Here is a 14,002-nt window from a genome sequence, read left to right as displayed (position 1 = left end):
GCAGGCGCCATGCCAAGCGGGCACGGCGGCTTTTGCGGAGGGAGTCGGGCCGGAAATTTTCCATTTCCGGGATTCCGCCGCCCGCTTTCCCAAAATCAGTAGATGCCCGACAGCCCTGTTCGGCCGGCCTGTCCTGTGCTACATGCCGGCCGGTCCAATCCCATTTTTCGGCGTGGTTCCCATGATCGACGCGCGCTCGCTGGCTCCGCATCTGCACAATGTGCTGACCGACGCCACCATCCCCGAACTGCCGAGCCACTATGCCGGCAAGGTGCGCGACAACTACGACCTGCCCGATGGCCGGCGCATCATCGTCGCCACCGACCGGCTGAGCGCCTTCGACATCATCCTCACCTGCATCCCCTTCAAGGGCGAGGTGCTGACGCAGACCGCGCGCTTCTGGTTCGAGCAGACGAAGGACATCGTCGCCAACCACGTCATCGCGTACCCGGACCCCAACGTCGTCGTCGCCAAGCGCCTGAAGATCCTGCCCGTCGAGTTCGTCGTGCGCGACTACCTGACCGGCACCACGTCCACCTCGATCGGCGCGATGTACAAGGCCGGCCAGCGCGAGATGTACGGCATCCGCCTGCCTGACGGCATGCACGAGCACCAGAAGCTGCCCGAAACGATCATCACCCCCACCACCAAGGCCGAGATCGGCAGCCACGACGAGCCGCTGTCCGCCAAGGAGATCGTCGAGCGCGGCCTGATGCCCAAGGCGCAATGGGAGGAGGTCGCGGCAATCGCGCTGAAGCTGTTCGCCCGCGGGCGCGAGATCGCCGCGAAGCACGGCCTGATCCTGGTCGACACCAAGTACGAGTTCGGCGTCGACGAGGCCGGCAACGTGGTGCTGGCGGACGAAATCCACACGCCGGACAGCAGCCGCTACTGGATGGCCGGCAGCTACGCCGAGCGCCTGAAGGCCGGGCAGCGGCCGGACAGCTTCGACAAGGATTTCGTGCGCACCTGGGTCAGCCAGCGCTGCGACCCGTACAAGGACGCCACCCCCGCCATCCCGGACGAACTGGTGCTGGACACCGCCGCCGTCTACATCCACGCCTACGAGACCATCACCGGCGAGACATTCCAGGTGCCGGCCGAGGTCGTTCCGGTGCTGGAGCGCATCCGCCGCAATCTCGAGGCGTTTTTCTGACCACCGCCGCCGCAGCGCATCGACTGCGTCAAATGTTATCCACTTTGATATAAGCAGAGCGCCGGGGCGCCGAACGGGGTAGGATCGCCGATCCACGATCCACTCCTTCGCGCCCCGAGATGCTCGCACGCCCCACCTCCCGCCTTCTGCGCGCCATGCGCTTCGACAGCCTTCGCGGGCGCATGCTGGCCATCGTGCTGGGGGCGTTGGTGTTGCCGCTGGCCGCGGCGGTCTACCACCTGACCCAGGACGTGGCCGTCCGGCGCGAAAGCGCCAGAGAAATGGCGATTCATTTGACCGAAGAGGGCGTGCGCCGCCAGCAGGACGTCATCGGCGACGCGCACACGCTGCTGGACGTTCTGTCCCTCGTGCCGGAGATCCGCGGGGCCGGCGCCATGGACCCGCAGGCCTGCGTCGACATCCTGCAACCCCTCAACGAGCGCCACCGCTGGGACAACGGCCTGTGGGTCGCCGACAGCGACGGACGGGTGATCTGCGACAACACCGGCAACGGCCGCGGGCTGGACATCAGCGACCGCAGCTACTTCAAGCGCGCGCTCGCCAGCGGCGACTTCGAGCTGAGCGGCTACATCATCGGCCGGCTGTCGGGCAAGCGGATGATGGTGGCGTTGCAGCCCATCGTCGAGCAGGGGCAGGTGCGCGCCGTCGTCGGCGTGAACATCGACCTGGACTGGTACGACGGGCTGATCGCCGTCACCCGGCAGGAGGGCGCCCGCGTCGTCGTGTTCGACAGCGAAGGCACCATCATCGCCCGCCAGCCGGACCCGGAAGGCTGGATCGGCAAGAACATGAGCGCCTTCCCGTTCGTCAAGCGCATGCTGACCGAGCCGCAGGGCGAGTTCGAGGTGACCAGCGCCGATGGGCACGAACGCATCTGGAGCTTCCGGCGCATCCCCGGCACCGACAAGACCTTCGTCGTCGGCCTGATGCTGGAGCCCATCTGGGCGCAGGCGCGCGCCGAGTTGTACAGTGGGCTGGCGGTGTCGGCGCTGGCGGCGCTCGTCGGCTTTCTGGCGGTGTGGCTGCTGGTGCAGCGCTCGGTGCTGGACTGGATGCAGCGCCTGTGCGACGCCGCCGAGCGGATCGGCGCCGGCCGGACGGCGGAGGCGGTGGAGAGCCGCGGCGCCCCGGTGGAGATCGTGGCGCTCGCCGACACCCTCAACAGCATGGCCCGGAGCCTCGCCGCCCGCGAGCGCGAGCTGGACGCCGCGCGGCAGAGCGCCGAAGCGGCCGAGCGTGAGACCCGCCGCGCCTCCGAACGGCTGGGCGAGGTGCTGGAGAGCACGTCCGACTGCATCCTGGCGCTCGATCGCGACTGGCGCTTCGTCTACATGAACCAGCGCGCCCGCGACCGCATCTCCCATGGCCGCGACCTGACCGGCGCCGTCTTCTGGGACGCATTCCCGCACACGCGCGGCTCGCCGCTGGAAACCAGCTTCCGCCGCGCCATGGACGAGCGGGTGACGGTCACGGACACCATCTTCCACCCGCCGCACATGGCCTGGTACGAGGGCACCTGTTCGCCCTCGGCGGAGGGCATCGTCGTCTATTTCTCCGACGTCACCGAGCGCAAGGCCGGCGAACAGGCGCTTCTGGAGGCCAAGACCGCGGCCGAGGCGGCGAGCCGGGCGAAGAGCGAGTTCCTGGCCAACATGAGCCACGAGATCCGCACGCCGATGAACGCCATCCTCGGGCTGGTGCACCTGATGCAGCAGACCGAGCTGTCGGCCCGCCAGAAGGATTACGCGCATAAGCTCCGCGGTTCGGCGCAGTCGCTGCTCGGCATCCTCAACGACATCCTCGACTTCTCCAAGGTCGAGGCCGGCAAGCTCGATCTGGAGCAGGCCGATTTCCGCCTGGACGATCTGCTCGACAACCTCGCCACCATCGTCTCCACCGCGGCGCGCGAGAAGGACATCGAGGTGCTGTTCATGGTCCAGCCGGAGGTGCCGCTGGAACTGATCGGCGACTCGCTGCGCCTCCAGCAGGTGCTCATCAACCTCGCCGGCAACGCCATCAAGTTCACCGAGCGGGGTGAGGTGGTCGTCACCGTCGAGGCGGTGACACTGACCGCGGAGCACGCCACGCTGGCCTTCTCGATCCGCGACACCGGCATCGGTATCGCGCCGGAGCAGCAGCGCCAGCTGTTCGCCGCGTTCAGTCAGGCCGACAGCTCGACCACCCGGCGCTATGGCGGCACCGGATTGGGGCTGGCGATCTGCACCCGGCTGGTCACCCTGATGGGCGGCGGCATGAGCGTTTCCAGCGAGCCCGGCAAGGGCAGCGATTTCCGCTTCACCGCCGTGTTCGACCGCCCGGCGCAGCCGATGGCGCGGCCGGTGCAGACGCGGGCCTTGCCGCGCAGCCTGCGCGTCCTGGTCGTGGACGACAACGAGACGGCGCGCGAGAGCCTCGCCTCGCTGGTCCGCACCTTCGGCTGGACGGCGGTCACCAGCCCGTCCGGCGAGGCCGCCATTGCCGAGCTGTCGCGCGCGGCGGCGGCGGAGCTGCCCTACGAGGTGGTGCTGATGGACTGGCGCATGCCGGGCATGGACGGCATCGAGGCGAGCCGGCACATCCGCAGCGACCGCGCGCTGACCGCGCCGATCATCATCGTCGTCACCGCCTTCAGCCAGGAGCACGCGGTGCAGGAGGTGGTGGACCTCGGCCTCGACGGGATCATCGTCAAGCCGGTGACCGGCTCGGCGCTGCTCGACGCGGTCGCCACGGCGTATGCGCTGGCGCCGGACGGCGCCCCCTGCGCTGCGGCGCCGGTCGCCGTGCCGGCCCGGCCGCTGGCCGGCAAGCGCCTGCTGCTGGCCGAGGACAACGCCATCGGCCAGCAGGTGGCGCGCGAGATCCTGGAACGCGTCGGCGCGGTGGTGACCGTGGCCGGCGACGGCCAGCAGGCGGTGGACCTCGTACACGGCGCCGAAACCGGCTTCGACGCCGTGCTGATGGACGTGCAGATGCCGCGCCTGGACGGCTTCGCCGCCACCCGCGCGTTGCGCGCCGAGGCCCGCTTCGCCCATCTGCCGATCATCGCCATCACCGCCAGCGCGCTGCCCAGCGACCGCGCGCACTGCATCGACGCCGGCATGAACGACCATGTGGCCAAGCCGCTCGACCCGCCGCAGCTCATCGACACGCTGCTGCGCTGGACCGGCGGCGCCGTCACCCTGCCGCCCGTTCTGCCCCCCGCTTTGCCGCCCGTTCTGCCGGCGACGCCGGTGGTGGCCCCGCCGGCCGGCATCGACATGGCCGACGCCATGCGCCGCGTCGACGGCGACGCCGAGCTGTTCCACCGCATCCTGATGAGCTTCGCCGCGACCCACGCCGGGATCGCCGACGCGATCTCCGACGCGCTGGAGACCGGTCAACTGGACGACGCCCGCAAGCTGGCGCACGATTTGAAGAGCATGTCCGGCAGCCTGGGCGCCCGCCGCCTGTCGGCCGCCGCCGAAGCCGTGCAAACCACGACGTCCCGCGGCGAGCGCGCGGCAGCGCAAGCCACCCTGCCCGAGCTGCGCCGCGAACTGGCGGCGGTGCTGGACACCGCCCGCGGCATGGCCGAGGCCCCGGCCCCGGCCGCGCCCGCCGCTCCGGAGGGTCCGCTGGCCGAGGCGCTGGACCGGCTGGACGGGCTGCTGGGCGACAACAACTTCGCCGCCGCGGAGGAGTGGCTGGCGCTGGCAGGGCCGCTCAGCGTCCGCGTCGGCCCCGGCCGGGTGAAGGCCATCACCACCGCCGTCGACGCGCTCGACTTCGCCAAGGCGCAGGGACTGCTGCGCCGGCTTGCCGACGAACTGCACATCCACCTACCCCTCAGCCACCTCCCGGCCTCGTGAGCCCGCCGATGTCCGAACCGCGCGCCAAGATCCTCATCGTCGACGACGTGCCCAGCAACGTTCATGTGCTGAGCCGCATCCTGCGCGACGACTACGACATCTACTTCGCCACCAGCGGCGAGAAGGCGCTGGAGCTGGTGCAGGCGCGCCGGCCGGACCTCGTGCTGCTGGACATCATGATGCCGGGCATGGACGGCTTCGAGGTGTGCACGCGCATCAAGGAGAGCCCGGCCAGCGCCGATATCCCCATCATCTTCATCTCGGCGCGCGGCGAGGTGGAGGACGAGACCCGCGGGCTGGAGGTCGGCGCCATCGACTTCATCACCAAGCCGATCAGCCCGCCCATCGTCCAGGCGCGCGTGCGCAACCACATCCTGCTGAAGCGGCAGACCGATCTGCTGCGCCAGCTGTCGTTCCTCGACGGGCTGACCGGCATCCCCAACCGCCGCCGCTTCGACGAGGTGCTGGCGCTGGAATGGCGGCGCTGCAGCCGCTCGCGGCTGCCGCTTTCGGTGATCATGCTGGACGTCGATTACTTCAAGGCGTTCAACGACCGCTACGGCCACCAAGCTGGCGACGATTGTCTGCGCGCGGTGTCACGCGTGCTGACCGACCACGTCCAGCGCCCCGGCGATCTGGTGGCGCGTTTCGGCGGCGAGGAGTTCGTCTGCCTGCTGCCGGAGACCGATACGGAGGGTGCAGCCCGCGTTGCCGAACGCCTGCGCGCCAGCCTGGAGACCGAAGCGATCCCGCACGCCGCCTCGCCGGTGGCCGACCATGTGACGATCAGCCTGGGCTTCGCCTGCGTCTTCCCACCGGCCGACGAGCCGCCCGACCGGGTTCTGGAGTACGCCGACCGCGCCCTCTACGCCGCCAAGCGCGAGGGCCGCAACCGGTTCTGTGGGGCGGAAATGGCGGGGCTGGAGTAAGCGGCTCCACCCTACCGCTGCACTTCCCAATGGATGTGCGCCGGCTTCTCGCCGGCCTGGGGGGAGCCGATGACGATCTCGCCCTTGCCGGACAGCACCGCCATCTCGCCGTTCATCAGCACGCGCGACTCGCCCTCCTCGGGCGTCACGCGGGTGCCGTTGCGGCTGAGGTCGGACACCACGAAGCCCGCCCCCTCGCAGGCGAAGCGGGCGTGGCGGCGCGAGGCTGAGGGGACCTCGATCATCACCTGGCAGTCGCGCGAGCGGCCGACCACCAGCTCCGTGCCCTCGTCGGGCAGCACGTGGCGCTTACCCTTGAAGTTCACCACCAGCTTCGGAATGACCACCTTCGGCGCCGACAGGTCGACCGTCACCTCTTCTTGGATCAGCGGGACGATGACGCGGTCTTCGTCCGGGATGGCGGCGATCTTTGCGACCAGCCCGTCGGCCAGCACGCGCGGGATGCCGGCGGCGCGCAGCCGGTGGCCGAGCCCCGCGCGCACCTCGTCCATGGACGCACCGGCCGGCGCCAGTTCGCGGGCCGAGCGGACGCGGGCGAACATGTTGGCGACCTGCTCCACCAGATAGCTCATGCGCCGGCGCCCGAAGTCGCTGGCCGCCAGATCGAGCAGGAAGCCGATGCGCGCCGCCGGAGAGCCGAGCCGGCCGGAAAGGCGCTGCACCGTCTCCTCGAAGGGCATGTCGTTCAGCGCCGAGCCCCAGGCGATCTTGGCGCGCTTCATCAGCGCCGACGCCATCGCCGGGCCGCCCATGAAGCCGTCGAACGCCGCCAGCTGATCGACGATGGCCTGGAACGCCTTGGCCTCGGCCGCCGCACCATGCCGGGTCATCGGATTCTTGCCCTCGATGCCGCCGCGCACCCGGCGCAGCAGCGCGTCCTTCACATGGACGAAACCGCCGGCCGCCACCGCGTTGGACAGATCCAGCAGCGGTTCGGTGTGCGGCAATCGGTCGTCCAGGTCGCCGCGCAACGTCGCCAGCAGCGCTTGCAGCGCCGTGCCCAGGTCGGGGGAATAGCCGATCAGCGCCCGCACCGGCTCGCGGCCGTCGATCGTCTCGCACAGCAGCTGATCGACGATCGCCACCGTTTCCGGGTCACTCTCCACGTGGTAGCGCAGGATGCCCGTCAGCTTCTCGCCCCAGTCGCGGGCGTTCTCCAACGCGCTGGAGAAGGCGTAGGTGACGATGCGGTCCAGCTCCTCCGGCGCGCGGTCGGTGCGCGCCTGCGCCAGCAGGCCGGCGACGCCCAGCTGCATCAAGGTCTGGCCGAAGGGCGCCAGCACGCCCGAATTCTGCGCCAGCTCCTTGAGCTGGCCGAACATCTTCAGGATCTGGTCCTGGCGGTCGAACACCTTCATCCCGGCGGCCGGCGCCTGGAGGGTGGCAAGCCGGCTCATGCCGGGATTGAACAGCGTCGCCTCGCGCTCGAAGTAGCGCAGCGGGAAATAGCGGTGCAGCTGCTCGGCCGGGATCACCGTCTGGTCGTCGAAATAGGCGCGGAACAACCGCAGCAGCGTCATCCGGCTTTCGAACGAGAAGATTTCCAGCACGTCCTTGCAGTAATTGGCCTCTTCGATGTGCGAGATCGTCGTGACCTTGCCGCCGCCGCTGTACGCCTTTTCGAACAGCGTCTCTTCCTTGCCGTCCTTGTTCACCTTGGAAACGCGGACAACCGAGTATTTCGCGAGCCCGAGCAGGTACTTCGCCCGGTCCATCGCGATTTTCTCGTCGGAGAACACGCCGTCGATGTTCGGCCGGCCGCCCTGTTCGACGACGACCTCGTACCGGTATTCGCGTTTCGGGGGATTCATGGCGGCGTGCCCTGATGCAGACGGTTCCGTCCCTAATTTTATGGCATTGCGCTCCGCCGCAACGCAAGCTTCGGCCTCATGCGAACCTTCCCGCAAGCCCTCCCTCTGCCCTGGCGCCGCGTCCTTGCCGCGCTGCTCCTGCTGCCGGCGCTGGCCGCGGCCGGCGACGCCGACCGCATCGGCCCGACCGCCGAGATCGGCTGTGTGCTGTTCGACCCGGCCGACGGACGGGTGCTGGCCGAGGACCACGCCGACCGGCCGTTCGCGCCGGCCTCCGTCGTCAAGCTGCCGACCGTCGTGGCGGCGCTGGCGCTGCTCGGCCCGGAGCACCGCTTCACCACCGGCCTGCACGCCACCGGCGCGCTGGCGGACGGCACGCTGCACGGCGACCTGATCCTGAAGGGCGGCGGCGACCCGTCGCTGGTCGGCGAGGATGTGGCGGCGATGCTCGACGGCCTTGCGGCGCAGGGCGTGCGCCGGGTGACGGGAAGGTTTCTTTACGACGCCTCCGCCCTGCCGGAGCTGCCGGAGATCGATTCCGGGCAGCCGCGCACCGCCGGCTACAACACCGGCCTGGGCGCGCTGTCGCTGAACTTCAACCGCGTGCAGCTCGCCTGGAAGCGCCGGCCCGACGGCTCGGTCGAGGCCGGGGTGTGGAGCGTCTCCGACATCGGCCGCCACCCGGTGGACGGCATCGGTATCACCGTGGTGCCGGCCGCCGAAACCCTGGTGGCCCCCCTGCCCGACCGGGCCGGCGAACGCTGGCAACTGGCGCCGCGCCCCGGCGCGCCGGAGCGGATCTGGCTGCCGGTGGCCCGGCCAAGCGCGGTCGCGGCGTCGGTGGTCCACGCCATGGCCGCCGAGCGCGGCATCGCGCTGCCGCCGCCCATGGCCGGCCTGCTGCCAGCCGGCGCACGCGCCCTGGTGCTGCACGACAGCCCGCCGCTGATCGAACTGGCGGCGCGGGTGCTGAAGCACTCCAACAACCTGTCGGCGGAACTGGTCGGGCTGGCGGCGGCGCGAACGCTCGACCCGGCGGCGGACACGCTGGAGCGCTCGGCGGCGGTGCTGGCGGGCTGGATGCGGGCGCAGCGGCCGGACGTGGACTGGACGGGCTTTCGACTGCTCAACCACTCCGGCCTGACGACGGCGTCGCGGATGACTCCGCGCCAGACCGCGGCGATCCTGATGCTGGGCGGCGAGCGGCTGTGGGCGCTGCTGCCCGGCGACGACGAGAGCGGGCCGTTGCCGGGCGTGCGCGCCAAGTCCGGCACGCTGGCCTATGCCAAGGCCTTGGCCGGGCTGCTGCGCACCACGTCCGGCCGGCATCTGGGCTTCGTCTTCAGCGTGGGGGACCCGCCGCTCCGCGCGGCCATGGACGCCTCGATGGACCGCCGCGTCGCCGAAATCCCGCCCGAGGCGCGCGCCTGGCTTGCCCGCGCGCGGGCGGTGCAGGCGGAGATGCTGGGGCAGTGGCAGGCGGTGCCGTAACTGCTTCGTGGCGGAAGCAGGATTCACACGGATTGCACGGATTTTGGCACGGATTACACGGATTTTCTTTATCCGTGCGCAGCGATGGGCTGGCGGGCAAGCCGACGCGCAGCAAGCAAAAGAAAATCCGTGTAATCCGTGCATAAATCCGCGCAATCCGTGTAAATCCTGCTTTCCCCACGAAGCCCGAACGCCACCACCGCGCAAGGCGCGCTTGGCGGTTGCACCCCCCTGCCTTACACTGGTGCGCAACGACGCCCTTCGCAGGACCCCAATGCCGCACTCCGCATCCAGGCCGCCGTCGAACCGAGTGTTGCGCGCGCGGCATGAAGCCGTGCAGGGAGAGGCCAACCGCTACCACGACCGGCGGCTGGGAGCGGAGATCGTCAACATCGTCGTCGGCGGCTGTGTCGTCAGCGACGACCCCAACGTCATCATCACCACCACGCTGGGTTCCTGCGTCGCCGCCTGCGTCTTCGATCCGGTGGCGGCCATCGGCGGGATGAACCACTTCCTGCTGCCCGACTCGGGCACCGACAAGCTGTCGGTTTCGTCGCGCTACGGCAGCGCCGCCATGGAGCAACTCATCAACCGCATGCTGTCGGTGACCGGCCGCCGCGACCGGCTGCGCGCCAAGGTGTTCGGCGGCGCCAGCGTCAACGCCATGAAGAGCGCCATCGGCCAGCGCAACGTCGAGTTCGTCATGGAATACCTCGCCACCGAGGGCATCCCGACCATGAGCTGGGACGTCGGCGGCGCCGCCGCGCGCGCGGTGCGCTTCTACCCCGCGTCGGGGCGCACGCAGCGCCGGCTGATCGGTGACGATCAGGCGCGCGACGTGGTGCGCAGCGAATCCTCGTTCATGGATCATCTGCGCACCAGCGAGATCGAAGGCGAAGTCGAACTGTTCTGACGCCCATGCTTCTGCGAATCGCCACGTTCAACCTGGAAAGCCTCGACGACGAGGACGGTGCGCCGCCCTTCGAGGAACGCGCCGCCGTGCTGCGCCCGCAGTTGGAGCGGCTGGCCGCCGACGTGCTCTGCCTTCAGGAGGTCAACGCCCAGCGTCCGGTGAAGGGCGAGCCGCGCCGCCTGCGCGCGCTGACCCGGCTGCTGGAGGGCACGCGGTACGCGGGATACACGCTGGCGACCGGCACCGGCCATCTGGCCGACCGGCACAATCTGGTGGTCGCCAGCCGCTGGCCGGTGGCCGAGTCGCGGCTGCTCAAGCACGACTTGGTGCCGCCGCCCGCAGTGCGCATGGTCACCGCCAACCCGCCCGCCACCGGCGAGGAGCCGGTGAGCTGGGACCGCCCGGTGCTGCACGCCCGCGTGGACCTGCCCGGTGGCCGGCCGCTGCACGTCTTCGACCTGCATTTGCGCGCACCCCTGGCCGCCCCGGTGCCGGGGCAGAAACCGACGGCGCAGTCCTGGTCGAGTGTCGGCGGCTGGGCCGAAGGCTTCTTCCTGGCCGCCATCAAGCGGGCCGGACAGGCGTTGGAAACCCGCCTTGCCGTGGAACAGCTGTTCGACGCCGACGCCCAGGCGCTGGTCGTGGTGGCCGGCGACTACAACGCCGAGGACCGCCAGACGCCGTTGCGCATCATCAGCGGTGATTTGGGCGACGCCGGCAACGGCGCTCTCACCGCCCGCGCGCTGGTGCCGCTGGAATTGCGCCTGCCGGAGGAAAAACGCTTCTCCGTGCTGTACGAGGGACAGGCGGCGATGCTCGACCATCTGCTGGTGTCGCGGCCGCTGGCCGGCTGGTTCCGCGCCGTCGAGGTGCACAACGAATCGCTGGGCGGGGAGCCGGACTCCGCGCTGGACAGCGACCACGCCCCGGTGGTCGCGGCGTTCGAGATGCCGGAGGGGTGATCCCTGGACTCCCCCTTCGCACACGCGCATAATGGGTGCCGGGTTTTCGATGGGTGTGGAGGTCCAGAATGGACGTCAGCGGCAGTTTGACCGGCATGGCCGTGATCGGCATGCAGGTGACCCAGCAGATCCAGGCCACCCAGGCCCAGGTGGTGGCGTCCGCCCTCGAAGGCGCCAAGCAGATCGCCTCCACCCCACCGGCCCCGGCGGCGCGTCCGGGCGGAGTCGACATCAGGGTCTGATACCGTCGAGCCCAAGCGCGGACACACTGGCGAACGCTCGGTTTCCCTCATCGTCCTGGCCGGGCTTGACCCGGCCATCCACGCCCCGCACCTGAGCGCCGCCCCCGGTGGATGCCCGTGTCAAGCACGGGCATGACGGCAGGGGAATGGGCGTTTTGCGTTGCGCGCTTCGGTCGCGCCATCGGCCGTTTACCGCGCCGGCATCATGCTCTATCCTGAGTAGCGCAAACACCCGGCAAAAACGCCGGAGCTGTGATCCAAAACGGAGATCGGCAACCATGAGCATCCAGATCGCATCGGGCAGCTCATCGCTCCCCACCACTCCCCAGACAAGCGCCAAGCCGGCCGCGACCGCCACCGCCGCGCCCTCCACGAGCACCGCCACAACCGCCGCCGCACCCACCGATCAGGTCGTCCTGTCGCCGCAGGCGAAGGAGCTGAAGGCGATCCTGGCGCTGAAGTCGCCGGCCGCCGCAGCCCCCGTGCAGAAGACGCCGGCCGAGTTGAAGGCCGAAGAGGTCTTCATGGATGCGGTGAAGAAATTCTTCGTCGACCGCTTGGGCCTCGACCCGCTCAAGGCCACCAAGGTGACGATAAACAAGGAGGCGCTGCACTACATCATGCGCAACACGGTGCTGGGCGCGCTCGCCCCGCCGAGCATGGTGAGGGAAATGGGCGCCGACTTCGCCAAGCGCCCGCCCGAGAACAACGGCACGCTGGCCGAGGTGACGGTGGAAGGCCGGAAAAACGAGCCCGCGCTGGCGCGCGTCGTCTTCGACCCCGCCGCGATGGAGAAGCTGGCGCACCTGCCCAAGAAGAAAAAGGACAGGGACGGCGACGGCATGTTCAGCCACCTCGACCTGATGCCGAGCACCCGCGTGCTGCCTCCCGGCAAGCAGATCGACAACGACTATCGCTTCGATGGCGCCGACAAACGCTTCGCCAAAGACGACCTCACGATGCCCAAGCCGGTTGGCCCCGACGCCAGACGCATCATGCTGACGGACGGCCGGAATCATCCCTTCTTCATGACGCGCCTGCGCGGCGACGTGGAGAGCCCCAAGGAGGCGACGGCGAACATGGCCTTCAGCCTGCTTCAGTTCGCCGGCCTGTCGCCGTCGTAGCGGTCGCGCCGTTCAACGGTTTGGCAAGGTTTCGCCCGTCACAGTAGGGCCGGTGCCGAGGAGGGCTGCCGGCCATGAAGATGCACTACCGCGCGGGCGACGCGCTGTTCCGCGAGGGCGACCCCAGCGACTTCGCCTGCCGCATCCTGGAAGGCCGGGTGTCGGTGGTGAAGGAGTCGCAGGGCTCGCCCGTCGTGCTGGGCGAGATCGGGCCGGGCTCGTTCGTCGGCGAGATGGGCGTCATCGAGCGCAAGCCGCGCAGCGCCAGCGTGCGCGCCATCACCGAAGTGCTGGTCGAGGTGATCCCGGCCGAGGCCTTCCTGCCAACCATCAGCGGCGACCCGGAGACGGCACAACTCCTGCTGCTGCGCCTCAGCGAGCGCGTCCGCACGCTGAGCGAGGATGTGGCCCGGCTGCACAACGCCGGTGGCGAGCCCGGCGCTGCGGCCGGCTTGCCTGTAGCCGCCGCCGCGGCGTCCCTGCCCGCGCCGGAGCCGGCGAACCCCGTCATCGAGCGCAAGATCGCCAGCTACGTGCATTCGGCGCGGCTGACCATGGGGGTGCGCGACGTGGGCATCCGCGTCGAGGGGATGCCGGCCTCGCAGACGGTGTGGATCGACGCCCTGCCCTTCCGCATCGGCCGCACGCCGGACGGCTACGGCGCCGCCATGCGCGACCGCTACACGCTGCGCCTGCCCGACGACGCGCCGTTCCGCCTGTCGCCCAACCACTTCGCCATCGACCGCGACCACCGCCTTGGCCTCGTCGTGCGCGACGTGGGCAGCGAGTTGGGGACGATGGTCAACGGCCAATACATTGGCGGCATCTTCGCCAAGGACACCATGAGCCTGCAAATCGGCTCAAACAGCGTGGTCGCCGGCGGGCGCGACTCGCCCTTCGTGTTCGAGGTGCTGGTGCAGGGGTGAGCGGCGATCAGACCGCTTCCGCGTCGGCCAACTCGTCCGTCAAGTCCAGGATGCGGAAGTCGAAGCGGCCGTTGGCGTGGTCGGTCACGTCGTAGCACAGAACCTTGTCCACCCGGTTGTCGGGGTGGAAGGTCAGCACACGCGGCTTCAGGGACGCGATTTCCGTCGGTTGGCAGTACCAGGAGGCGGCTATAATGATCTCGTCGCCGATCTGGCAGGTGCGCGCCGCCGAGCCGTTCAGCACGCAGGCCCGCGAGCCGCGCTCGCCGTAGATCACGTACGTGCTGATCCGCGCGCCGGAGTTCTTGTTCCAGATCTCCACGAACTCCAGCGGCATGATGCCGATCGACTCGCACTGCTCGGGGTCGAGCGTGATCGAGCCCTGATAATTCAGGTTCGCGTCGGTGACGCGGATGCCGTGGAACTTGGCCCGGATAACCTTGATCATCTTCGCACCTGCGGAAATCGACGGCGCGATGTAGACCCGGCTTGGGCGCCGCCGTCAAGCGGAAGCGGCGCCCAAGCCATTATCACATGCCCGGATAGTTCGGCCCGCCG

The 14,002-nt window shown here is 69.6% G+C and carries 11 protein-coding genes; 9 read left to right on the top strand and 2 right to left on the bottom strand.

The features are described from left to right. Positions 1 to 181 precede the first annotated feature (181 nt). The 3 genes from ACSVDD_RS24120 to ACSVDD_RS24110 all read left to right on the top strand — a co-directional run bounded on the left by ACSVDD_RS24120 (position 182) and on the right by ACSVDD_RS24110 (position 5,954). Positions 182 to 1,156 carry a phosphoribosylaminoimidazolesuccinocarboxamide synthase gene (locus tag ACSVDD_RS24120; protein ID WP_448191959.1) on the top strand — a complete coding sequence of 325 codons (975 nt, stop codon included), beginning with the start codon at positions 182 to 184 and terminating at the stop codon, positions 1,154 to 1,156. 119 nt (positions 1,157 to 1,275) lie between these two features. Further along, positions 1,276 to 5,025, top strand: a complete 3,750-nt coding sequence (locus ACSVDD_RS24115) for a response regulator (protein ID WP_448191958.1) — start codon at positions 1,276 to 1,278, stop codon at positions 5,023 to 5,025. An 8-nt stretch (positions 5,026 to 5,033) separates the two neighbouring features. Beyond that, a complete protein-coding gene (locus ACSVDD_RS24110) occupies positions 5,034 to 5,954 on the top strand; it encodes a diguanylate cyclase domain-containing protein (RefSeq protein ID WP_448191957.1) in 921 nt (306 codons plus the stop codon). An 11-nt stretch (positions 5,955 to 5,965) separates the two neighbouring features. On the opposite strand, the gene ACSVDD_RS24105 is transcribed toward ACSVDD_RS24110, so the two are convergent. Then, on the bottom strand, positions 5,966 to 7,786 hold the full coding sequence (locus tag ACSVDD_RS24105) for an FHA domain-containing protein (RefSeq protein ID WP_448191956.1): 1,821 nt from the start codon (positions 7,784 to 7,786) through the stop codon (positions 5,966 to 5,968). 78 nt (positions 7,787 to 7,864) lie between these two features. Between ACSVDD_RS24105 and dacB the strand changes: the two genes are divergently transcribed. The 6 genes from dacB (at position 7,865) to ACSVDD_RS24075 (ending at position 13,444) form a co-directional block, all read left to right on the top strand. Further along, positions 7,865 to 9,277, top strand: coding sequence for a D-alanyl-D-alanine carboxypeptidase/D-alanyl-D-alanine endopeptidase (gene dacB, locus ACSVDD_RS24100; protein WP_448191955.1), 1,413 nt, complete (start codon positions 7,865 to 7,867; stop codon positions 9,275 to 9,277). 334 nt (positions 9,278 to 9,611) lie between these two features. Next, positions 9,612 to 10,190, top strand: a complete 579-nt coding sequence (locus ACSVDD_RS24095; protein ID WP_448191954.1) for a chemotaxis protein — start codon at positions 9,612 to 9,614, stop codon at positions 10,188 to 10,190. A 5-nt stretch (positions 10,191 to 10,195) separates the two neighbouring features. Next, entirely contained in the window at positions 10,196 to 11,152 is a 957-nt protein-coding gene (locus tag ACSVDD_RS24090; RefSeq protein WP_448191953.1) for an endonuclease/exonuclease/phosphatase family protein, read from the top strand. A gap of 68 nt (positions 11,153 to 11,220) precedes the next feature. After that, entirely contained in the window at positions 11,221 to 11,394 is a 174-nt protein-coding gene (locus tag ACSVDD_RS24085; protein WP_448191952.1) for a hypothetical protein, read from the top strand. A 278-nt stretch (positions 11,395 to 11,672) separates the two neighbouring features. Continuing rightward, complete coding sequence (locus ACSVDD_RS24080) at positions 11,673 to 12,518, top strand: hypothetical protein (protein ID WP_448191951.1); 846 nt, start codon at positions 11,673 to 11,675, stop codon at positions 12,516 to 12,518. A gap of 74 nt (positions 12,519 to 12,592) precedes the next feature. Further along, positions 12,593 to 13,444, top strand: coding sequence for a cyclic nucleotide-binding domain-containing protein (locus ACSVDD_RS24075; protein WP_448191950.1), 852 nt, complete (start codon positions 12,593 to 12,595; stop codon positions 13,442 to 13,444). Between the two features lie 7 nt (positions 13,445 to 13,451). Here ACSVDD_RS24075 and panD read toward each other — a convergent pair whose 3' ends face one another. Further along, positions 13,452 to 13,892 (bottom strand): aspartate 1-decarboxylase, encoded by a 441-nt coding sequence (panD, locus tag ACSVDD_RS24070; RefSeq protein WP_448191949.1) that lies wholly within the window; start codon positions 13,890 to 13,892, stop codon positions 13,452 to 13,454. Positions 13,893 to 14,002 lie beyond the last annotated feature (110 nt).

It is taken from the genome of Azospirillum terrae (genome assembly GCF_053470425.1).
The sequence above is the reverse complement of the archived record's forward strand: the minus strand, read 5'-3'. Positions and strand labels throughout refer to the sequence as shown.

Coding starts and splice junctions, on each gene's coding strand:
- ACSVDD_RS24080 (WP_448191951.1), top strand. CDS start 11,673: ATGAGCATCCAGATCGCATCGGGCAGCTCATCGCTCCCCACCACTCCC.
- ACSVDD_RS24090 (WP_448191953.1), top strand. CDS start 10,196: ATGCTTCTGCGAATCGCCACGTTCAACCTGGAAAGCCTCGACGACGAG.
- ACSVDD_RS24075 (WP_448191950.1), top strand. CDS start 12,593: ATGAAGATGCACTACCGCGCGGGCGACGCGCTGTTCCGCGAGGGCGAC.
- dacB (WP_448191955.1), top strand. CDS start 7,865: ATGCGAACCTTCCCGCAAGCCCTCCCTCTGCCCTGGCGCCGCGTCCTT.
- ACSVDD_RS24105 (WP_448191956.1), bottom strand. CDS start 7,786: ATGAATCCCCCGAAACGCGAATACCGGTACGAGGTCGTCGTCGAACAG.
- ACSVDD_RS24120 (WP_448191959.1), top strand. CDS start 182: ATGATCGACGCGCGCTCGCTGGCTCCGCATCTGCACAATGTGCTGACC.
- panD (WP_448191949.1), bottom strand. CDS start 13,892: ATGATCAAGGTTATCCGGGCCAAGTTCCACGGCATCCGCGTCACCGAC.
- ACSVDD_RS24115 (WP_448191958.1), top strand. CDS start 1,276: ATGCTCGCACGCCCCACCTCCCGCCTTCTGCGCGCCATGCGCTTCGAC.
- ACSVDD_RS24110 (WP_448191957.1), top strand. CDS start 5,034: ATGTCCGAACCGCGCGCCAAGATCCTCATCGTCGACGACGTGCCCAGC.
- ACSVDD_RS24085 (WP_448191952.1), top strand. CDS start 11,221: ATGGACGTCAGCGGCAGTTTGACCGGCATGGCCGTGATCGGCATGCAG.